Here is a 20,354-nt window from a genome sequence, read left to right on the forward strand (position 1 = left end):
CAACTGAAGACCGTTGATCACTGCGCCGGCGATCTGTTGCGCCTGACCACCAAGCCCGCCAAAGGAAAGTGTCCCGCCGCTGAGAACCGATCCGAACGATGGCGCGGAGGCGATCGACATTCCCCCGCCGAGCCCCTGTTGGCCGATGCCGAGTGATCCGTTTCGCGTCCCGGAAAGTGCCTGCAGGGTCTCCTTCGACTTCTCAAGGATGTCCTCGTTGCTCTTCATGATTGAGTTGGTGTTTTCGGCGTTTTCTCGCGCGACATCCAGATTGGCGCCGTCGATAACCGCGATTTGCGCATTGCCGAGCACAGTAGACGCGACCAGGAATAGCGATGCTGCAACAGTCCGTTTCATAACGGGGGCTCCTTTCACTCTATTGCGCGTTGCGTTGCATGATTTCCAAAGCACCCGCCGCCGCGTTGGCATTGGGAACCAGTGTGGTTTCCTCCGCGCCGCCCGATCCCGTGACGCGTTTGGCGCAGCCGGACCACAAATGCTCCGGCACCTCCAGCCTGCCCAGGATGACGGGATCGCACGAGAACGGGTTTTCCGTGCCCTCACTGGTGCCGAATTTTGACACCTGAGAGAGCTTGGTGTTGCGCTGCAGAAGACGGCCATTCAGCAGCTCGTTCACCGCTGCGGAACCTTGGATTAGCTGGTTGAGCAGGTCAGCATTCAAACTGCGCGCCGTGGAGTTTTCGTCCCAGGCATCCATGTATTCTTCCTTCATCCCGACACCCGCCGCCAACGTGTCGATGAGCCTGGAATACTGCGATCGCTGCGCACCGCTTGCTTCGAGCCCCGCAGCCGTCTTGTTGACGGCACTGACACCGCCAGTCTGTGCGGCACCGGCAGCGGCGGTGCCGCTAACCTCGATGCTGAAGGGCGGCGGGGCGGCAGCCGGCGCTTTACCGGACCCCGCATACTCATTGAAGTATCCATGCCAGCGCCCGACGCCAGCCGACCAATTGGCCTGTTCGGCCGCCGTTGAACCGTTGTAGTAAGAGGCGAGGCATGCGTAATTCGTGCCGCCGCATTTCTTGACCGCCTGGCTCAGCAGCTTCACCCCGCCCTCGACATTCTGCTCGTTGATGTCGCGATCGAAGCCGAGGCCGCGGCCCGTCCTCTTGGTGAGCTGCATCGCGCCTTTCACGCCGGTATGGCTGCCGGCGCACGTGTCGAAGCGCGCTTCCTGGTAGGACACGGACAGCGCCAATCCTTCCGAAATGCCATACTTCTTTGCGTAGTGCCGGATGAGAGACACATTGCCCGCATCGCGTGCGAGCGCCTGTTGCGGCGAGCGCCGGAACATTTCGTTCCGGTATTTGTTCGAATAGGTGCAGACGACGGCCTTGCGCTGTCCAGTTTCAGACTTCTTGTCCTCATTGGAACTGCCGTTCTGGAACTCATCTTTTTTCCGCTCGACGAGGTTGGGATCGTCTTCAACAGCGATTTGTGCCAGACCAATGCTCGGGGCGATGAGCATCGGCGCCGTCACGGCCGTTGCGAACAATACGGCCGTCGGGCCGGCTCTAAGCTGCCTGCTCATCCGCTTCCGTCTCCCATCCACAAAAATAGGGGAGCCACTCGGTCGGCTCTTCGCCATAGCGCTTGCGCAGCTCCTCACACTCGCGAACTGTCTTTTCGTTGCCCGACAGGACCTTCACCAAGTCCGGCATTGTCGAAAGGTCGAGTTTGGCGACGATCGAATCCGACGCATGCTTCACAAGAAACGCGCGGCTTTCCTTCGCCGTCTCCCTGACAAACCGAAACTCCTTGGAAGTTAAGGTGAACCGTCTGCGGTACGACTCCTGATCAGCCTTCGGGTTCGGGAAGAAAATGTTGGTGGAGGTTTGCTCAATCAGCGTGTTCGAGATTGCCGACCTTGCGACATCGTCCGCGGATTGGGTGCCAAAGCCGACCACGCCGTTGCGCTTGCGGATCGTCTTCAACAGGTCCTTGATGAATTCGACGAAAACGTCGTCATCCAGGAGCTTCCAGCCTTCGTCGAGGAATACCAGGAACGGATCGCCGTTTATCTCCTGGTCGATGCGGAAAAACATATAGAGCAGCGCCGCCGTGCGGATTTTCGGCTCGTTCAGGATTTTGGTCATGTCGAAGCCGATCACCGCCGACGAGAAGTCGAGTTGGTCGGTCGCATTGTTGAAGAGCCAGCCTCTGCTCTTCGTGTCGAGCCACGGCTCGAGCCGTTGTGTCAGGTCGTTCATCCCCGGTTGCAAACGACCGCGCAGGACCTCCGGCAGCATCGAAAAGACGCGCCGCTCTTTCGGAATCCTGAAAATCTGGTCGACCGCATCGCCGATCACGCGGATCTCGGCGGGCTCCAATGTGCCGTTGTCAGGCTTCAGCAGATATTGGAGCAACGTATCGACGAATGACCGGTTTTCCGGCGTGTCATCCAGCTGCAGGGGCGCGAACCCGGTCTGAACACCGGGCTGCAGAACTTCATAGCGGCCGCCGAGCGCTCGCACGAAGATTTCCGCGCCGCGATCCTTGTCAAAATATACGCAGCGCGGCCGAGGCTCGACCCTCATGCTTTGAGCCAGCAGAAAGGACATCGCCACAGTCTTGCCCCAGCCGGTCGGGCCAAAAACCGTGAAGTTTCCCACGTCGTCGACATGAAAATTGAAATAGTAGGCCGTTTGGCTTGTCGTCTCGAGCAGGGCGATCGGACGTTTCCAATGCAGGCGGTCTTTCTGGCCGGACGGAAAATTATGTCCCGAAAACAGACCCGCGAAATTCATCGACGAGATCAAGGCCTTGCGTGCGATGTAGCTGAAATTCCCGGGCAGTTGCGCCCAAAAAGCAGGCTCCATGTTCAGGCGCTCACGAACCGGAATGATCGCCAGACGCGACATTTCCGACTGCACGTCGGAAATCGCCTTGTTGAGCTCCGGGACTGACCGAGCGACCACGCAAACGGTCAGATGATGGTCGCCGAACACGACTTCGCCTTGCGCCAGCTTGTCCATGCCGTCGTGAACGGATTGCTCGACTGAGGTGCCCCCTTCGTCAGACCCGACAACCTGTCGACCGATCTTGCGGATTTGGCCCATTGCGGCAACGCGGTCCTCCAGGGCGAAGGACTGTGTAATGATGATCTCATGAGGCAGGCGAAGAAGCCCGTCTAGGCCGCCCGGCGTTGTGTAGGGGGGATACTCCTTCATGGAGATCATCGCGGCCAATTTCGAACTGGAGGGCTCTGCCCCCTTGATTTCGATCGCCTCGCGCCCGAACAGCAGTTGCCGCGTCGGGAGAGCCTCAGCCAAGCTCATTCGGGGGAGCGGGACTTCCACCTCATCCGCGCCCGCCAAGATCTTCGCTAGAAATTCCCCAGGCTCCGAAAATACGCTTCCGTTGCGCTCGACCACTCCGAGTTTGCGCGCGCCATAGGCGCCGAAATCCTGCACGATGCTGTCTGTCACATCGTGCAGTTCCTTGAGTGCTTCGGCGCGGGTTTCCTCGCCGGCCGATTGCAAACGAAACTGATCAAAAATCTTGTCCACCCAGCCGATCTTGCCGACCATCGGCCGGCGTATGACCGTCATATAAACTTCGTTGACGAACAGGTTTTTGGAGGACAGCGCCTCCATGTAGCGCGCGTCCAGCTCCGCGACAAACGGGTTGTCGAAGCTGCCTTCGATCTCCGGCGTGATGTGGCGACGGATGATCGTCGCATAGACGGCAAAGCGCGACGACGAGAGATTGCGGAATGTGGTGTTGCGGTTCAGGACCCGGGCGTTGAGCTCAGACTGGTCCATCGTCTGGAACGGCAGACCGCCCATGCGGATGATGCAGGCCAGAAACCCCGCCTTGGTCACCAATGCATTATCATCCACATGACGTAAAAAAGGGACGTGTTCACTCACGCCCTGCTCTTTTTTGCGTTGCTTACCGTATTTCAGATCAGCGTTGACGCTCACGGAGAATAGCTCCTGGCTCCCCAATACGAGGTGTTTCCCATCGCCCGCTTGGTCAGAAAAAGGCGCTCGAAAATATGAAACATGTGAATGTCGCGTTGACACAGATAGGCCGACACCCCGTGGCCGATCACGGCCACGAGGGGCGGAAGCAGAATGTTGCTGGTGGCGATGAAAAACACGACGCCGATCAAACCGTTCAGCCAAAAAATCTCGTAACGCACCCCCAACACCATCAAGGGGCGCGTTAACGCGAGGCTCACAGGCTCGGCCGTCGGCAGGTCGTCTTCGTTGTCGTGCATGTCTTAGCTCGAGGCGGTCTCACGGATTGCGTCGACCAGTGTTGAGGCGCCAAACACGAAAGCGATGCCGACGACGATCGAGAACGCCAGCGGCCAGGCCAGGCGGCCGGTCATTGCCATAAACCCGAGGAAGCAGACCGCGATGATCGCAATAGAGCGCGCTATGTTGCCCTGCAGGACGCCGACCAGCCAATCGAAGACTCCTTCGATTGGCGCCGCGTCCTGAGCGAAGGCGGCGACCGGCTGCAAAATCGTGGCGATTGCAACGGCAGCCGTGAACTGCAGCGTGAATTTACTCCACTTCAATAACATGTCCGTCCTTCCACGCATTTTCGAGTTTCCCTTCTCCATTGACCTCAGACACGTTCGCCGGCTGCGACGAGCCGACCATGGTTGACAGCTTCCAGCGGTTGAGAACCTTGATGATGTAGCCGGCTGTCTCCGGAAACTCCGGAATGCCCTGGCTCTGACGAACGTTTGCAGGCCCAGCATTGTATGCGGCGAGCATCAACAGTGGGTCGCCGAACTCACCGTAAAGCTGCTTCAGATATTTGATGCCGCCGCGAACGTTCGCCTCGACATCACACCTGTCACGAACGCCAAGATCGCCCGCCGTTCCCGGCATCAGCTGCATGATCCCCACGGCGCCTGCCGACGATTGTTTGCGCGCCGCGCCATGCCGGCTTTCCACCCAAGCCACCGCATCGGCCAGGTCAGCATCGACACCTTCCTCTGCTGCCACCGCGCGCACGAGGTCGCTTACGGCCTTGCTGTCGACTGCCGGGCACTCGGTTGCCGCTGGCAACTGGGTCTCAGGCGACTGATGACTCAACTTCACGGTGTGCGCGGCAGGCTTTTCGTTCTGAAACGCCGCTGCCATGCGGGCTGCTACATTTATCGGTTGTAGAGCCTGCCGAGGGACGGCATCCTGCGCATGGCCCTGTGTTGCTAGCGCACCCCCCGCCACAAGAATTCCGACGAACGAAACTCTGGCCATTGCGTCGCTCCGGTTATTACTTTAACTTACGTCATAACCGCGGCAATCCCGCTCGTCAACAAGCGACTACAACCATGGCTTTCTTTCTCGTCGGTAATTCGCCCCTTTTGCTGCTGATCATAGCGCGGGCGACCTCAGCGCGTCCAAGCCGCCCGTGTTGCGCCTTCGGCGCTGCCCGCGCCAGCCGCTTGACGCTTTCGGTCAGCCGCGCACAAATGCAGCCAAAACGGAGAATACCGTCATGAAATTGATCGTTCCCGCCTTGGTTGCCGCCGCTGCCTCGATGAGCGCCGCATTCGCCCAGGACGAGCCGTCACCGTTCGCCGAACCGAGCGTTCAATATCTTAGCCAGTTCGCAGAACCTCATAAGAAGGTCTTCGTTCTCGAGCGCTATGATGCAACTGGCAAGCTCGTCGCTCGCGACGTCGACGAGATTTCATCTCCCGTCGAAATCATTGACGCGACCCATCGCAAGATCAACGGCGTCGAATATGTCTTGCGCGGCCTGACGTCCTGCCCGTCCAAGAAGGTCATCTACAATCGGGTGCAGACGTGGGATTGCAAGGACGCCGCGAAAGACGACGCCGGCGCGATCTACAACAAGCGCGCCAGCGTAATCCTTTGCAAGACGCTGGTCTTGCAATCGACGCCTGGAACGCCTGACCCGGTGTCCTGCTTCGCTCGCGTTGGTGAAGGATCGAACAACGATCCGTTTCTCGTCGCCAACGACGACGACTCCATGGTCTTCCAGGGCTTTGCTGAGATCGCCGTAGACAAGGAGGGCAAGCCACTTCGCCCCGATCTCCTCGAGTCGGCCGTCATGGGAAAGGAAATGGGACTTGGCGATTCGAGCCAGTAATATTCTTTTGACGGCGACTGTAATCGCCGCGATCCTTCTTCCGGCCCACGGGCAGGAGGTGGCGCCGAGCTTCGCCGTCCCCAAGAACATCACGTTGCAGACCGGCGACACCTGGGAGTTCAATGGCCAGGTCTACCGCCTGTATGGCGTCCAGTCCTGTATACGCGGCAGCATCGCTATCGACGCCGCCGGCAATAAGCGGGACTGCGGAAGCCTTTCGCTGGCTCAGCTCGGAGGCTTGTTCCAGACGGCGACCGTGACTTGCCAACCGATCGGGCGAGCGCGGGACAACGCGATTTTCGCAGTTTGCGCCGCTGAGATCGACGGCTCGACGATCGACGTTGGCACTGCGATGATTTCTTCGGGCTTCGCCTTTGCGGCAACCTACCCGGATGGCAACGCCGTCAATATGAGTTATGTTGTTGCGGAACTGACGGCGAAAGGCGCCGGCGAGGGCTTGTGGGCTTATAAATTCCCGCACCCCGTCCAGGCGCTTCTGCAGATCTCGCAGCCCGCGGCTACGAAAGGAGCTGGCCAATGACCATGCCAGATTCTCAATACAACCGCCCTATGACAATCGTGCAGGCGGAAGGGCTAGAAGCGCAAAAGCAAGCTGAACGCGATCTCGCCGATCTCCACAGCGGTAACGGTTGGGCTGTAGCCGCCATCATTTTCCTTCTGGCGCTCACGTGGCTTTGCAATCAATTTCCCGCTCTAGGCGCTTTGCTCCTTAGTCTTTGGTATTCATGAACAGCATCACATCCTCTGCCATCGCTCTCGTGATCGGTATCGCCATGGGAGTTGGCGGGACCTACGCCCTAACATCGTCGGCGCCGGGAAACTCCCAATTGGAAATTCCCACTGAGGAAGAAGCTCGCGCGTCGCTTCAAGCCGCGAAGCCCAATGACTGGCCGAATCTGCAATTGTCGTTGGGGCAATGCGACAAAGACACCCTGGGACCCGGTGTACGATGCGCCGTTGACGTCACTTATGACGGTCTCGGCGGCCAAAGGAAGAGACAATCCATCGTCGGCTTTTCTCAAACCCCGAGCGGCTGGATGGCCTCGCTCTATCAATAGCCGTCATGACCTGAAAACGACTGCAAAAGCGTCTCCCAGTCCTTCTCGTCCAAACCGCTCGCACCGTCGCGCAGCAGCGTCCGCACATAGGCCGCCTTGGCGGCTACATCGATCATTGACGTAGCTCTGAAAGCCAACAAAGCGTGTCGCGTGGAGGCACGGATGAGCGGCGGCTACGGATACGGAGACAGCGATCCCGTCGAGGAGTGCGGGTGCTGCGGCGGCCTGGCGCGGGCCCGTCGGCGTCGGCTATGCGCAGGTCTCGGAATACCATGCACCCAATGCGGGGCGTCGCCCACGACGGTGCGCGACGGGCGGGACGGTACGTCGTCTCCTGGGAGCAGCCTTCCTCGCCGTCGTCCCTCGGAGAGGTCGTCACGGGATACCTCATCCTGTAGCGCGCATGCAACGGCCGGATGAGGCATCCGCGTTTCGGCTGGACGAAGAAGCGGGTGTTTCTGCCACTTCTGCGCCGGCCGGCGCGCGGATATTTGCCGAGGCTTCTTCGCCGCCGCAATCAGGATCACGCATGCCCGCCAGCCTCACAATCCGCCCCGTCCTCCGGCAGGACTACGACAAGTGGCTCCCGCTCTGGGAGGGCTACAACGAATTCTACAAGCGTGTCGGCCCGACGGCGGTTCCTGACGAAGTCACGCGGATGACCTGGGGCCGGTTCTTCGACGCTTACGAACCCGTGCACGCGCTGGTCGCGGAGCGTGACGGAAGGCTGGTCGGGCTGACCCACTACCTTTTTCACCGCAACACCACCGCGATCGCGCCCGTCTGCTACCTGCAGGACCTGTTCACGGCACAGAACGAGCGCGGCGGGGGCGTCGGCAGAGCGCTGATCGAGGGCGTCTATGAGCAGGCGCGGCTTGCCGGCTCGCCGCGCGTTTACTGGCACACGCACGAGACGAACCAGACCGCGATGCTGCTCTACGACAAGGTGGCGGAGCACTCCGGTTTCGTCGTGTATCGCAAGCAGTTCTGAGTTCCTTTACCCGAGCGCGAACATCTGGCTCCGGATCGCCGCCCCGGACCGGTGACTTGACGTGCTGCCCATTCCTCAGGCTTAGTCCTGTCGCAGAGCCTGCGGAACGGAGCGCCAACCGCCATGAGTGTAGCCTGCGCCAGCCACACTTTCCCGCAGCGCGATGTGCGATTGCTGCCTGCTGCTCTCGCCGGTCTGTTGGTCTCGCTGGGCGCCTTTGCCGCCAGCTTGTTCTTTTCCTGGGCGGCGACCGCGGAGCCGGTCTTCCTTCCCGGCGCACATTGGGGGCTGACGCCGCCGCCGGGCTTTACGGTCGAGACTCGGCCGCACGCGATGTTCGTCCACCCTGCCGGAGCGATAATCATAGTCGTCACTACGGCGCAGCCGCACGACCCTTCCCGTTTCGCTGCGGTCGGGTCGGTTGTGGGATCAGGCGCGGATCAGGGCCGTATCGTGGCCATCGACGAGATCCAGGTCGGTGGCCGGCCGGCTCATCTGATGCGGATGCGTATGGCCGCCGCGGATGCGATGGCTCTGCTGGTGCGCGGGGAGTCCAGCGGTACCGTCTCCGCGACGATTTTCGACGAGGCCCGTCCGACAGTGACCGACGCCGCCGTGCGTGATGCCCTTCTCTCCACAGTCGAGCGCATAATGTCGCCGGCCGAGCAGATTGCCGCGCTGCCGATCGATATTGCCGATTTCGGCGGGCTGCGAATCACGGTGACGCTCTCCAACAGCGGAGTGATGATGACGGACGGGCCCAGCAACGAGTCGGATTCCGCCCCCGGCCAACCGTTTGTGACCGTCGTCGCTTTGCCGCCGGAGGCGGCCGATGGCTATCGTTTGGCGCGCGATCCCGATGCGTTCGCGAACCATATCGAAAGCGTTTACAAGGGCGTCCGGGTGACGGGCCGGCAGAGCGGACAGGGCGCGAACGGCCCGCACATCGAACTTGTATTTCGCCAGGAAACCGACAGTTTCGTCCGGCCGGGCGTCGCGTGGTCTTTCGTCAGCGGCCGAACGCTGGTGCTTGTGGTCGTCCAACTGGCCGCCGACCAGCAGAACGCGGCGGCGGATCGATTCGTAAGGCTTCGCGACAGCATCTCCGAGAGATAGCACGGCTCTCCGCACCTGCCTGCCTGCGTTGCCCTCGGCGGACCGATCCGCTAAACGTCGGCCTCGTTCGCAAACCGGAGCCTCAGGGCCGCCCATGAACCTGGCCGACACGATCCGCAGCACGCTTGTCCCGATCCACCGCGAGGGCTACCCCTTCATCGCCGGATTCACCGTGGGTACGCTGGTGCTTGGTCTGGTCTGGGGACCGCTGTTCTGGATCGGGTTGATCCTGACCGGCTGGTGGCGGTTGCTACCGAATGGCGGGAATCCAATCTGAAGACGCTCCTGGAACAAAAGGACGAAATCCAGTACGGCTCGAGGGCGAAGACGCGCGCCGATGCCGAGAGGTCCCTTGAAAGGCTAGAGGAGTTCGCCGATTGGGCGGAGGAGATGTACGCCCGATAGGAACGGACTGTATCCGAAGGGGCACGGCGTCTGGGGAGTTGGCTTCATGCCCTTAGGCAGCATCCTGACTGGCTGGGTGCCTCTCAGGCGCAGCCTGTCATTTGGTGGCGGTTGCTACCGAATGATGGAAAGATGGCTGGAACCATCGTCTTCCTCAGCTACTTGAAAAAGCGCGAGTGATCCGCTCCATCAGTCTTTCCAGCGCCTGTTTGTGAAGCTCGTCGCGAGGAACGCGCGCAAGGAAATCGTCGATCGACATCCAATCGGCCTTGTTCGATGGCGCGAATTCTACATAGAGGTGCAAAATCGCCGGCTCAAAGACCGCGCGCCAGCATCCTCGCGGTTCTCCGGCAAGCACACAGATCATGATCCTCGGCCTCCCTAGCTCGTCAGCAGCAGAGACTTAATGAACTCGACTCTGGCTGAGCCGTCGATCGCAAGAAATGAGTATTGACAGGGGTTGCGACGTGGACGCTGGGCGCTTGCATCGTGTGATTTCCGGCTGCCGCTAGACTCCCGCAATTGCTCGACGGCCGCACCCGATACCTCCCGGCCGTCTCCATCCCTCAGGTGTTTGACGGGCAAGCTACGATGGCCCCCTCCCCTTTCCTTTCCACATTGTCGAACGGAGAAGAGCCTGCATGTGCTCTGCCAAGTCGAGCTCGCCGCGCGCCTCGAACTTCAAAAGATATCGGGCCTTGGCCCGGCGATCACCTTCCCTGACCGCAGGATAGGCGCAGACAGCCAGCAGTGCCCTTTCCTCGGCCCGGCTGGCTCTGTCGTGTTCGCGATTACTGCCGTCCCTTTCTTGGATTGCCTTGCCGAACGCCGCGTACGTTGCCTTGTGCGCCTTTATCAGCGCCCGCAGGTCGCGCGACGGTTCCCGGTCCCGGCGTCGCGGCTCTGTGGCGTAAGCCGTTGCCGCACCCATCGAGGCGATGACGGCGCTGCCGGAGCTGAGAAGCAAGGCGCGGCGGTTGATCCTGGACATGGTGAACTCTCCTCTTCACTTCATGGCAGGCTGGCAGATCGGTGTCGTAAACACCGGCCGACCGCTCTCACCGTAGCACGACAGTTGGCGCGTTCCTGTCAGGATGGTTCGCACTGTCGTCCGCTGCCGCCGCGACCTTTCCATGGGCTGGCCGCGAGTGGCGCTTAGAGGCTCGTCAGCCTGTTGAGACGGTTTGTCACAACGATCTCACGCCATGGAATACCGTCTTTCGAGCGGGCCTGCCGGTGGCGTTCATCGATTGGGACACCGCGGCACCAGGGCCTCGCGCCTGGGACCTCGGGTTCATTGCCTGGCGTTGGGTGCCATTCTGGCGTGACACGAAGTGTCGAGCACACGGACTCCCGACCGGCGTCGCCGAAAAGGCCCGCCGCTATCGTTTGCTGCTCCACGCATACGGTTTCGAACCTGAGGTTGGTGTCTTGCAAGCGGGAATCGAGCGGGTGCGGCAATTTCAGGAACACATGTGGAAGCTCGTCGCCAACGGTTCTAAGTGGCAGGTGGAGCTCGCTCGTCGAGGTGTACTAGACGAAGAGGCGCTTGAGATCGCCTGGATTGAGGAGCACGCTGCAGCGCTTGTAGGGTCGTGACCTGCAGCGATGAAGGTCTGCTTCTGGCGCTGCCTGTGCATTCCGGCAGTCGGCTCAGACAGCAAGATTCCACTCTTCGTTTTCTGGCAGGCACCTTTGGCGTCCGCACGCAAGCTTAGGAGAAAGCGCCGGCGGCCACCGGGGTACTATTCACAAACGACTGCAACAGCAGATTCCAATCGGCGTCTTCCAATCCGCTGTCGCCCTCGTTGAGCAACCACCGAAGGTGCTCGGCCTTGGCAGCGCAATCCTCGATGCTTTCGACCGCAAATCGAAGCATCTCGTCCCGCGCATGCTCTTCCTGGGCAAGGAGCTCGTTCAGTCGCATCTCGAGCCGCGCTGAAAACCGACTTTCCGTCTCGCACTCGACGAGACGCCGACACAGACGCTCCACCTGCTCTCTCAGCTGACGATGCCGTAGAAGTATCGTTGTGAGCGGCCTTTCAGTGATAGGATCCTCAATGCGTTCACCATTAAACGTTATCACGGCCAGAGCCATATCGCGCATCCTCCTTGTGGGGTGAGAAGCTACGTTGGGCGTCCCTCGCCCGCTCCAAGGAAATGATTTCGGCCATGTTCCTTCCCAAAATCAATCAGTTGTACGCTTCGTCCGGGGGCGCATGTCCAAAGCTTGGAAGCGCGTTTCGTAGTTGCATTGAGTTGATAAAAACGTTGATTGAGGACGAAGGCACGATAGGATACGAAGCCTAGCGAAACGGAACGAAATCAGAGCCTATAAGTCATTGTTTAGGAACGGAAAGTTATTTCTCCCTCCGCCGAGAGACGGGAGTGATTTCAAAGAATTATTCAAACGATTGGCGGCGGCGGGTGCGGGTCGGCCGTTGGGCAAAGACGGGTTTCCTGCGGGCCCATGGACGCCCGAGCTTCTTGCAGAGGCGATTTCACGGATTGATTCCAACCGGGCTGGGGTCGATCTGCGAACGGTGCAGCTTTGGTTTCAAGAGAACGAGAAGGGAATTAGCACTGCCAACATTCGTTGGCTGGCGAGGATTTTTGGATGCGATGATCCGGTCGCAACTAGCGAATGGCAGATGGAGCTCAGTGCGGCGCAATCGCGGTTATCGGCCAAGAGACGAGAATGGAAGAGAGCCGGAAGCAGCGTTGCACAGGAGATTCCAGATACGGCACTGACTGCGACCTTCGATGACGAGACAGACTCTCCGGCAGAGCTGACACGGGATACTGACGCCAAGGAGCCGAGGGGGAGTTTTAGTTTGGCGAGGAAATCGGAGGCGTTTTTTAGTCACGGATCTCCCCTGAATTTGCCGGCGTCGGTGTTTGCCGGCATGACCGCCCTCGGCTTTTTGTCGTACATCATTGGTATCCACAACGTCACCTACGAGCGAGCGGACGGGCTCGTTAAGCAGGTTGGATTCCTTTGGGCCGCAAATTGGACACTCGACTTTATGGTGTTCTTACCGCTGTTTTTCTTCTTCGTTATAGAGTTGCTGGTCTTCTGGAAAAGTGAGGGTCGCAGAAAGCTCGCAGCGCGGGGCGATGAGGTGGAAAGCGACGACGCCTGGTTGCGCAACGTTGACGCTTCCTCCTACACATATTGGTCGGTTTTTTTGATTTGCTTGCTGTTCGCGGGTCTTTTTCAATGGATCGGCGTGTCCTTGATCCCGTTGATGAAGGGCGGTGGCAACTATGCCATGGATTGGGGAAAAATAGCTCTTGTGCGTCCTGAGGTCATATCTGTCCCCGAAACAGTCATTTTTACGGGGCTCGCTTACCTATACATGTGCCTGGTGTTTTATCTTTTCTTTGTAGGTCTCATTTTGCTCTATACGGTTGTTCATGATCTTTGGAGAATTGGAGACGGATTGAAGAAGCTGCCGCATGTTGATCATCAGCAAGAGCTCAATGAAGCCGGCCTCACAGTGATGCGTGGGGTTTTTCGGTGTACTGTTTTGGGGGTTCTGGTCGCCATATGGATGAAGGTCCAAAGCTCTTATCTGGCATCCAGTGGGGAGAATATTGTGGCGTGGTTGGTCGGCGATATGTCTTCGATGTTCCAAGGTCGCGATGATGTGAGCACCGGGTTCCACTATCGTATGCCGACGCATTACAGCAGCCTTCTTATCGTTATTTCGACCTGTTTTGTATTTCTGTATGGCTCCATCCGATTAGGTGTCGGAGGTCGATTTCATGCGCCTTTGTGGAAGATGTCGGCGGTCGTGGCGTTACTTGTTGTTAGCTACTTGTTGATCGATGCGTTTGCCGGCTTTTCCACCCTTCTGGCCATTTCAGTGCTAGTCGCACTATACGGCCTGTTCGATCCAGGATTAGGCCGCTGGCGAGCGAGCGAGTTAGGAAACAATCAGAGTGTTTCATAGTTGGCTCGATCGTTGGGACGAACGCCGGGCCCTTCGCGGAGAGGAAGGGAAGAAACCAACGGATTTCGTCCTTGACGCGGAACGCGCCTTTCCAGGTGCGAAGAAGATAACAAGTATCGAGGAATTCTGTGCCCTTGCGGACCAAGCCGTGGCTGATCCAGCCTTTTTCGATGAGCCGAGCGGGAGCGATCAGGGTTTTGAAAGGCAAGGCGGGTGGCTCAAATTTCCATCGGACATTTTTACTGACATCGAAGAGAACAATGTAGTCTGGGCGAAAATCACAGAAAGCGGTTCGTTCGATCAGGCGATGGTGATTTTTCACCATTGGAATGCAAGCGCCCGGAATCGTCAGATTGCCAACTTTTTCTCGCAGCGTGGCATCACGGTTGTCGAGATTGCTATGCCTTATCACTTCGAACGCAGCCGTCCCGGCTCCGTGCACGCCGACTATATGCTTAGCCCTAATCTCGGTCGAACGATCCAATCTGTAAGGCAGGCAGTGTTGGATGGGCGAAAACTCATACGTTGGTTGAAAAGCGAAGGCTATCGAGAGATTTCGGTTCTCGGAATGAGCTTAGGTTCCTGGGTTGCGGCCATAGTCGCGGCACACGACTTGGCTGTGTCAAAAGCCTCGTTGTTTCTGACGGCGGGGAGTCTAGCGGATATGGTTTGGACGGGCCGCGCGACACGATCGATACGCGATAGCCTTGAGCCTGAGATTGCGCTGACCGATCTCAGAAGAGCCTGGGGTCCACTTAACTTGGAGAATTACGCGCATAGTTTGGCACGGCCTGATCTCGATCTTCAGGTTGTGTTGGCTAAGAGAGACAAAGTGGTGTTGCCAGAGCTATCGGAGAGGTTCATGCAGAGGCTGAAGGACGCCGGGGCTAGGCCAAATATTTTGGAATTAAACTGTGGTCACTATTCGCTCGCCATGCCGCCTTACATTTTGTTGGCCGGTTTGAGCTTGAAGCGGTTACTAAGGCGCGCCCGTTGAGCGGTTTCCGTCGTCTGCTGACCAGTCGGCCCGGCGAGCATGAATTTGGCGTTGGCCGGTCAGTGCACCAGCAAATTCTCTGGTAGTCGTCACGACACGAAAGTGATGAATCTGGGGTTGCCCGACGCGGCGATTGGCTGGTATCGATTGGACGGGAACAGTTCCCCTAGCGGCGAAAATTTCATGCCGGCGCAACGGCGGCAAGGCTCAGCTGCGTATCCCACACCGTTCTTGATCACGGCGGCGTCGCGATCGTTTTCGAGCGCCTGCAGCCCGACGCCGTGACACGATACGCAAGGCACGCTGCCTTGCTGATCCTTGCCAAGTTCAGCGGCCCACCATCGCAGTTCCCGACGCTGCCTTCGGGTCAAACTGTCCGGTGTCATCCCTTTGGCATTCCCGCCGATTCTGGAAGGCAAAAAACGCCTTGCGTGATCGAAAGCACGACCCCTCCTTTCGGTTCGACAATGGCTCCCGTCCAGGCTTGCGAGTAAGTGCGGCTCGCATCGACCGCCGTCAACCACAGGACGCGGTTGTCCGCCAGCTCGACTTTCACCTCCGCCTGCAGGGGACTGTCATTGACCGTCTGCCGGTAGTGTCGCTTGATCTTCACCGTCCCGTCGGGAAACAGCGCACGGCTGTTTTCATATTCGATCTCGAACTTCACACCGCCTGCATCGCCGATTTTGCAAGTCCCGTCTCGCTCACAGATCGTGCGGGCCGTCGCTTCGCACGTCCAATTATACCCTGACTGCCACATCGGATTGCCTGCCTGCGCAAACGTGAATCCGGGCACCAGCAGAGTGATGATCGCTGCGGGGGCGATCGCACGCATTCGAAAGAGTGACACGCTGTCATTGTTCATGGTTCTTCCGGCCCGTTTACCTCAGTCGTCGGCGTGACCAGCAACGGCCCTTGTCGCCGATGAAATCCAGTGCTGGCGCTGTTCTGATAGAACGCCAGCGTCATCGCTGCCACACCAACGCAGCGTCAATCCCCTCGCGCTCTGCGCGTTCGCGCAGTTCCTCAAAATACATGTCCGCGATCTGTTGGGCGTCGCTCATGCAGCAATGTTAAAGTATCAACTCCTTTGTCGCTAGAGGGGAAAGGCGGGCTCTGCCCCCTCTCCCCAAAAAGGCGAAAACCGGCATCCCCCCACTCTTCCTCCCCGGCTTCGCCGACTCCGTGCAGGACCGGCTGCGGATCCGCATGCGAGAATCTTGCGCCGGCCCTTCGGTGAGTGGTCCCCCTACCGGTTTTCGCCTTACAGTCACGATCCCGAGCGGCACGCGCGCCGACTGGATCGAGAACAACGTGAACGTTGGCGACAGCTTTTACGTGGAAGGCCGGGTTGGCAAACTCGTCCAACGAAAAGGACGGCAAGACGGTCTACGCGACCGATGTTATCGCGCCGATATTCACCCGCGTCCATCCTCGCTCCGAAGCGAATGAAAACACTGACGACAGCGACGAATAGTTAACGACTGGGGCGGCGAAAGCCGCCCTCCCCTGTGCAGCGAAGGCGATCGGCCGGGAACGGATGCGCCGGGGGCGCAAAGCCGAAACCGCCTCGGCGGCACCGCGTATTCCGAGGTTTTCGGCAATCATGTTTTTACTTTAACTTATGCGTCGTGCCGCTTACCGTGGCAAATCATCGAATCGTAGGAGAACTGATAGGCAAAAAGAAAACCCGGCGCGAAGGCCGGATTTCCAAGAGGTCGTAGCTAGAACGGAACGCCAATTCCGTCGAATTGCCACCAAAAGAAGTTGGCAAAATCTAGCTGCTTCCCCTGACAGTCGCAACAGGAAAATGCGCTTTCGCGCCACGGTTTTCTTTGCCGCAAGCAAGGGAAAGACGTGGTGACCATACACACCGAAATGGCCCAGTGGCTTGCCGACATCACGACGGTCAAGCAGATCGACCACTATCTTGCGCTGGTCTGGCGAGGGCTAGCCGAGGGCGCCTTGAGGGACCAGGAGGCGCAAGAACTAAGCGAGGCCGCCTGTTCGCGGCGCTCCTTGCTGCAAGTGGCCCGCGAAACCCGGTTGCCGCCGGCGCGCACCTACTTTCCGGAGCGTCCGAAATCCAAGCAGTCGCGCCACCAAGCGGCGAGCGGGTCGCGCTGTCCCGTCCGATGGGCGAGGAAACGACGCTTGGGCGATATGGCCGCCCTACCCCCAAATGTGCGGGATCGCTTCACGGAGGGTGAACGGGCCGTGCTTTACATTGTTGCCTCGGATTGCCGTCAGCACGGCTCTTGCGGATCGAGCGTCAAGGAGATCGGCGACCGCGCCGGCGTCGGCGCCACCACCGTACGCAACGCGCTGCGCCGGGCCCGCCATCTTGGCCTGCTCGACATCACAGAGCGCCCGCAGTGGCGCGCCAGGCATCTGCCAAACCTGGTAAAAATCCAGTGCCGGCGCTGGCTCGCATGGCTCGAAAAATTTCGGCCGAACCTCGGCCTTAAATTTTGTCCGACTGGGTTCAAAAAAGCGGCGTCCTCAGGAACCTTCGGCAATAAACAGAAAGGCGGACAGCCTTCTTACAGCCGGACCGGTAGCCCTTCGGGCCGCTCTCAGCGGTTTGCTAGACGCAAACCACCGTCCGGCTGACGGCTGGGAAGCCTAGCCCCACCATTCCGCACCCAGTCGAACCGTTGCAAGGGGCTTTTGAACAAGCCTGCCGGAGCCGCTTGCGCTGAGCAAGGCAAAAATCAGCGCTTGGGGACGCGGCCCAGGAGCAGAGCGGCCGTCGGCACGCCAAGCCCTTTGGCAATCATGCCGATAATCGCCAGCGTCAGGTTCTGTTGCCCTTGCTCGATCTTGTAATAGGTGACGACCGAGATGCCGATCAGGTCGGCAACCTCCTTCTTCAGCATGTCCTTGCGGCTGCGGAAGGCATTTAGCGCGCGCGCGATGTTGTCCTTGATCTGCTGGACGTCGAGCCGCTTCATGGATGGCTCCAGGACTGTCGGCGGCAGCAGCAATTCAGCGACGCTGATTTCAAGGGCCCGCGCGAATAGCGCGACTGTCCCGAGAGTTAGATTCTGCTCCTGCCGCATCGTCAAATAGTAGGTGCGGTAGGAGAATTCCTTGTCGCCGGCAAAGCTCTTGATCAGCGCAACGAAATCTCGATTCGAGAGATTGCGCCGCTGTCGTACTTCTTCGAGTTTTGCCGCTATTTGCGCCTGCATGACATCGCGCTCTGGATTGTCCAAAACGTTTCTCGGATCGTATTTTTCCACCGCCGTCCAACCCCATACAAACCTCCTTTCGCGGTCGCAAGAAATAAGTTAAAGTATAAACTGCGACACCCGTGAAAGGAGCTCCTTTTGACCAAATCTCTGCTCTATGCGGCCGCCATTGCGGCTGGCTCCCTTTACGCCAGCAGCGCGCCGGCATCCGAATGGGGCTGTCAGGTACTGCTGTGCGTTTCCGGGAACTGGCAAGCCACCCCAAGCTGCCACCCGACAATGTACCGGCTCCTCGGGGCCATGAAGCTTCCAGGTTTCTCCTGGCCGACGTGTCCCGCCGCGAGTTCCTCCGCGGCGCGGAAAGACGTCTATGACGACTGCCCGGAAGGTTGGACCGTCGGCTACAGCGACGTCGGGCACGACGGCAACCGCTTAAAACCAAACATGTGCGAGAAGCGCGAGAATCTGTGCTTCAACCATCGCAACGGCAGGCCAATCTTCAAGCCAGTCACCAACCGGCGTGACGGCGACAGTTGCCAGAAGACCATCAGCATGCCGCGGCCGACGCGGACAAAGCCTTGGTACGTCGAGTACACCGACGCCAAGGGCTTGAGGCAGCGGACGTGGTTCAATCTCAACATCTGACTGCTGCTTCCGCCGATTCTATGATGACACTCTAATTGACGTGCGAACGGAAATCGAGCCACCTAATTACAGAAGGTATCCCAATATGCGCAGCATCAACCGTTTCACCGTTGCCGGGAACGTCGGCAGCATCACCAGCTTCAATAAGGCGGTAAAGGTCAGCATCGCTGCCGACCGCCATTGGACCAACGACGCCGGAAAGAAGGAAACCAGGACGGATTGGGTCACCGTCACCGTGTTCGATGATCAGGCCGCGTGGATCAAAGACAACGTTACCAAAGGCCAGCCGGTCATAGCCGAAGGCCGCATAAACAACTCATCCTACGAAAAGGACGGCGAGACGGTCTACACGACCGATCTGGTCGCAACGACGTTCAACGCCTTCCAAGTTGCCAATGCCAATACGAGCGATTGACAGGACGTCCCTCCCCTTCGGCCGAGCGGCGCCCTGGCAGACCATCCGGCAACAAGGATGATTGGTCGTGGAAGACGACTTGCTGGATGTGATCACGGTCGCGACCACTGGCATCGTGTGCTTCTTCATCGCCTTGATTTTGGCTTTTACACTACCCCTGCCACTTCTGTGCGGGGCGCAGGCAGCGCTGCACAGGCGCGCGGTGAGCTCGACCTGGCAGAGCACACGCAGGCTCTTCTCCGCTCGACGATGTGGAAAGAATAGGACCGGCTTCTCCCGAGGCAAGAGCACTGTCAAACCCTGACCCTCTAAGACATTCAAGATATTCTCGGAAACGTGACGACGAAGCAGGCGCCGCCGCCGGACGGCGATTTGTGGTGCACGGTTGCGCCGTGATGCAAGGCGATCTGGCGCACCAGCGATAGGCCGAGGCCCCAGCCGCCGGCCGTCTCGCTGCGGCCCTGTGGTCGGAAGAACGGCTCGAACACCCGCTCGCCGGTACCTTCCGGCAGGCCCGGTCCGTGATCGCGCACCTTGAGCACCACAGAGCCTCCTACGGTTCCCACATGCGCGCTGACCGGCGGACTGCCATGTCTCTGCGCGTTCTGCATGAGATTGCGAACCAGCCGCGTGAGCAGTGTCGGGTCGCCCGACACGACGCCGGGTTCGCCTGAGACGTCGACGCAGGAGCGCGCGCCTTCCTCGGCCGTGAGCGCCAGCAGATCCACCGGCTCCACCCGTTCCAGCTTCTTGATATGGTCGAGCCTGCTGGCAAGCAGGATTTCCTCCACCAGCGCATCGAGTTCGGCGAGGTCGCGCACGATCTCGTCGCGCATCGGGCCGCTTTGTTCTTTAGCGTTGAGGTCGATCGCCATGCGCAGCCGCGCAAGCGGCGAGCGCAACTCGTGGCTGGCATTGGCAAGCAGCGAGCTATGCGCGGCAAGCAGCCGCTCGATCTGCTCGGCGGCGCGGTTGAAGCTCGCCGCCACCGCCGCCACCTCGTCGCTGCCGCGCACGGCGACGCGGGTGTCGAGAGCGCCTGCGCCCCAGCGATCCACGCCCTGGCGCAATGCTTCAAGGCGGCGTGTGAGATGGCGCACGACCGGAAAGGCGGCAAGCCCTATCACCGCGGCGATCAGCGCGAGAAAGGCAAGTGGGCTGCGGCCGGCCGGGCCGAACGGCATTCTCAGCCGCGCCGCGATCACCCTTCCGTCCGGCTGCCGGCTGATCAGCAGGTGATGCCCGCCGGGATGCATCCTGCGCCGGGATCCGAACTCTTGCGGGGGGATCGGCCGGCCGGCCGCTGCAAGCAGCCGACCCTGCGGACCGTAGACGGAGATGTCGGCATCGAAGGCCGCCGAAAGCCGCTCGACCGTCGCCTGCAGCAAGGCGGGGTCGGAGTCCGCCGGCAGCATCGCCTCGATGAAGGCGTCGCGCCGGCCACTCCAGCCGGC

General features: G+C 59.7%; 23 protein-coding genes and 3 pseudogenes. 14 read left to right on the forward strand and 12 right to left on the reverse strand.

Annotation, left to right across the window (positions count from 1 at the left end; translation table 11 throughout):
- The 6 genes and pseudogenes from EOA85_RS06580 to EOA85_RS06605 all read right to left on the reverse strand — a co-directional run.
- A pseudogene (locus tag EOA85_RS06580) lies at positions 1-312 on the reverse strand (conjugal transfer protein); the annotation flags it as partial.
- Positions 313-376: 64 nt separating this feature from the next.
- Positions 377-1,552 carry a transglycosylase SLT domain-containing protein gene (locus tag EOA85_RS06585; RefSeq protein WP_164759518.1) on the reverse strand — a complete coding sequence of 392 codons (1,176 nt, stop codon included), beginning with the start codon at positions 1,550-1,552 and terminating at the stop codon, positions 377-379.
- The gene (locus EOA85_RS06590) at positions 1,536-3,947 is read right to left on the reverse strand and encodes a VirB4 family type IV secretion system protein (RefSeq protein WP_127208794.1); all 2,412 of its coding nucleotides are present in this window, start codon (positions 3,945-3,947) and stop codon (positions 1,536-1,538) included. The genes EOA85_RS06585 and EOA85_RS06590 overlap by 17 nt, the downstream gene beginning before the upstream one ends.
- Positions 3,944-4,246: a VirB3 family type IV secretion system protein gene (locus tag EOA85_RS06595; protein WP_127208795.1), complete on the reverse strand. Its 303-nt coding sequence runs from the start codon at positions 4,244-4,246 to the stop codon at positions 3,944-3,946. Before EOA85_RS06595 ends, EOA85_RS06590 begins: the two co-directional genes overlap by 4 nt.
- A 3-nt stretch (positions 4,247-4,249) precedes the next feature.
- The gene (locus EOA85_RS37320; protein WP_164759519.1) at positions 4,250-4,552 is read right to left on the reverse strand and encodes a TrbC/VirB2 family protein; all 303 of its coding nucleotides are present in this window, start codon (positions 4,550-4,552) and stop codon (positions 4,250-4,252) included.
- Positions 4,539-5,126 carry a lytic transglycosylase domain-containing protein gene (locus EOA85_RS06605; RefSeq protein ID WP_164759520.1) on the reverse strand — a complete coding sequence of 196 codons (588 nt, stop codon included), beginning with the start codon at positions 5,124-5,126 and terminating at the stop codon, positions 4,539-4,541. The genes EOA85_RS37320 and EOA85_RS06605 overlap by 14 nt, the downstream gene beginning before the upstream one ends.
- Before the next feature lie 358 nt (positions 5,127-5,484).
- Between EOA85_RS06605 and EOA85_RS06610 the strand changes: the two genes are divergently transcribed.
- Genes EOA85_RS06610 through EOA85_RS06625 form a run of 4 tightly spaced genes read left to right on the forward strand, consistent with a single transcriptional unit; the run spans position 5,485 to position 7,181 of the window.
- Positions 5,485-6,102 carry a hypothetical protein gene (locus tag EOA85_RS06610; protein ID WP_127208798.1) on the forward strand — a complete coding sequence of 206 codons (618 nt, stop codon included), beginning with the start codon at positions 5,485-5,487 and terminating at the stop codon, positions 6,100-6,102.
- Positions 6,083-6,643 (forward strand): thermonuclease family protein, encoded by a 561-nt coding sequence (locus tag EOA85_RS06615; RefSeq protein ID WP_127208799.1) that lies wholly within the window; start codon positions 6,083-6,085, stop codon positions 6,641-6,643. Before EOA85_RS06610 ends, EOA85_RS06615 begins: the two co-directional genes overlap by 20 nt.
- On the forward strand, positions 6,640-6,852 hold the full coding sequence (locus EOA85_RS06620) for a hypothetical protein (protein WP_127208800.1): 213 nt from the start codon (positions 6,640-6,642) through the stop codon (positions 6,850-6,852). Before EOA85_RS06615 ends, EOA85_RS06620 begins: the two co-directional genes overlap by 4 nt.
- Positions 6,849-7,181 carry a hypothetical protein gene (locus EOA85_RS06625; protein WP_127208801.1) on the forward strand — a complete coding sequence of 111 codons (333 nt, stop codon included), beginning with the start codon at positions 6,849-6,851 and terminating at the stop codon, positions 7,179-7,181. Before EOA85_RS06620 ends, EOA85_RS06625 begins: the two co-directional genes overlap by 4 nt.
- Here the strand turns inward: EOA85_RS06625 and EOA85_RS39805 are convergent.
- Positions 7,175-7,297: a hypothetical protein gene (locus EOA85_RS39805; RefSeq protein WP_281033708.1), complete on the reverse strand. Its 123-nt coding sequence runs from the start codon at positions 7,295-7,297 to the stop codon at positions 7,175-7,177. The genes EOA85_RS06625 and EOA85_RS39805 overlap by 7 nt on opposite strands.
- A gap of 413 nt (positions 7,298-7,710) precedes the next feature.
- On the opposite strand from EOA85_RS39805, the gene EOA85_RS06630 reads away from it, so the two are divergent.
- The 3 genes and pseudogenes from EOA85_RS06630 to EOA85_RS06640 form a co-directional block, all read left to right on the forward strand.
- The gene (locus EOA85_RS06630; RefSeq protein ID WP_127208802.1) at positions 7,711-8,172 is read left to right on the forward strand and encodes a GNAT family N-acetyltransferase; all 462 of its coding nucleotides are present in this window, start codon (positions 7,711-7,713) and stop codon (positions 8,170-8,172) included.
- A gap of 198 nt (positions 8,173-8,370) precedes the next feature.
- Positions 8,371-9,288, forward strand: coding sequence for a hypothetical protein (locus EOA85_RS06635; RefSeq protein WP_127208803.1), 918 nt, complete (start codon positions 8,371-8,373; stop codon positions 9,286-9,288).
- A 94-nt stretch (positions 9,289-9,382) separates the two neighbouring features.
- Positions 9,383-9,529, forward strand: a pseudogene (locus tag EOA85_RS06640) (phosphatidylserine decarboxylase family protein); the annotation flags it as partial.
- 750 nt (positions 9,530-10,279) lie between these two features.
- Here the strand turns inward: EOA85_RS06640 and EOA85_RS06645 are convergent.
- A complete protein-coding gene (locus EOA85_RS06645) occupies positions 10,280-10,684 on the reverse strand; it encodes a hypothetical protein (RefSeq protein ID WP_127208804.1) in 405 nt (134 codons plus the stop codon).
- 71 nt (positions 10,685-10,755) lie between these two features.
- Here EOA85_RS06645 and EOA85_RS06650 point away from each other — a divergent pair.
- A pseudogene (locus tag EOA85_RS06650) lies at positions 10,756-11,292 on the forward strand (phosphotransferase); the annotation flags it as partial.
- A 115-nt stretch (positions 11,293-11,407) separates the two neighbouring features.
- Here the strand turns inward: EOA85_RS06650 and EOA85_RS06655 are convergent.
- Entirely contained in the window at positions 11,408-11,791 is a 384-nt protein-coding gene (locus tag EOA85_RS06655; RefSeq protein ID WP_127208805.1) for a hypothetical protein, read from the reverse strand.
- 244 nt (positions 11,792-12,035) lie between these two features.
- On the opposite strand from EOA85_RS06655, the gene EOA85_RS06660 reads away from it, so the two are divergent.
- Both EOA85_RS06660 and EOA85_RS06665 read left to right on the forward strand, forming a co-directional pair.
- The gene (locus EOA85_RS06660) at positions 12,036-13,649 is read left to right on the forward strand and encodes a hypothetical protein (protein WP_127208806.1); all 1,614 of its coding nucleotides are present in this window, start codon (positions 12,036-12,038) and stop codon (positions 13,647-13,649) included.
- Positions 13,639-14,646, forward strand: a complete 1,008-nt coding sequence (locus tag EOA85_RS06665) for a dienelactone hydrolase-related enzyme (RefSeq protein ID WP_127208807.1) — start codon at positions 13,639-13,641, stop codon at positions 14,644-14,646. Before EOA85_RS06660 ends, EOA85_RS06665 begins: the two co-directional genes overlap by 11 nt.
- Before the next feature lie 382 nt (positions 14,647-15,028).
- On the opposite strand, the gene EOA85_RS06670 is transcribed toward EOA85_RS06665, so the two are convergent.
- Complete coding sequence (locus EOA85_RS06670; protein WP_023801640.1) at positions 15,029-15,511, reverse strand: hypothetical protein; 483 nt, start codon at positions 15,509-15,511, stop codon at positions 15,029-15,031.
- Between the two features lie 486 nt (positions 15,512-15,997).
- Between EOA85_RS06670 and EOA85_RS39810 the strand changes: the two genes are divergently transcribed.
- Complete coding sequence (locus EOA85_RS39810) at positions 15,998-16,123, forward strand: hypothetical protein (RefSeq protein ID WP_281033709.1); 126 nt, start codon at positions 15,998-16,000, stop codon at positions 16,121-16,123.
- 677 nt (positions 16,124-16,800) lie between these two features.
- The gene (locus EOA85_RS06675) at positions 16,801-17,259 is read left to right on the forward strand and encodes a hypothetical protein (RefSeq protein WP_127208808.1); all 459 of its coding nucleotides are present in this window, start codon (positions 16,801-16,803) and stop codon (positions 17,257-17,259) included.
- Between the two features lie 101 nt (positions 17,260-17,360).
- On the opposite strand, the gene EOA85_RS06680 is transcribed toward EOA85_RS06675, so the two are convergent.
- Positions 17,361-17,864 (reverse strand): helix-turn-helix transcriptional regulator, encoded by a 504-nt coding sequence (locus tag EOA85_RS06680; RefSeq protein ID WP_127208809.1) that lies wholly within the window; start codon positions 17,862-17,864, stop codon positions 17,361-17,363.
- A gap of 114 nt (positions 17,865-17,978) precedes the next feature.
- Here EOA85_RS06680 and EOA85_RS06685 point away from each other — a divergent pair, with 114 nt between their 5' ends.
- Both EOA85_RS06685 and EOA85_RS06690 read left to right on the forward strand, forming a co-directional pair.
- On the forward strand, positions 17,979-18,485 hold the full coding sequence (locus tag EOA85_RS06685) for a hypothetical protein (RefSeq protein ID WP_127208810.1): 507 nt from the start codon (positions 17,979-17,981) through the stop codon (positions 18,483-18,485).
- 40 nt (positions 18,486-18,525) lie between these two features.
- Positions 18,526-18,900 carry a single-stranded DNA-binding protein gene (locus EOA85_RS06690; RefSeq protein WP_245485630.1) on the forward strand — a complete coding sequence of 125 codons (375 nt, stop codon included), beginning with the start codon at positions 18,526-18,528 and terminating at the stop codon, positions 18,898-18,900.
- A 317-nt stretch (positions 18,901-19,217) separates the two neighbouring features.
- Here EOA85_RS06690 and EOA85_RS06695 read toward each other — a convergent pair.
- Positions 19,218-20,354: ATP-binding protein (locus EOA85_RS06695; protein ID WP_127208811.1), on the reverse strand; the 1,137-nt coding region annotated here is incomplete at its 5' end.

It is taken from the genome of Mesorhizobium sp. M5C.F.Ca.IN.020.29.1.1, assembly GCF_003997375.1.
GTDB classification, from domain to species: domain Bacteria; phylum Pseudomonadota; class Alphaproteobacteria; order Rhizobiales; family Rhizobiaceae; genus Mesorhizobium; species Mesorhizobium wenxiniae.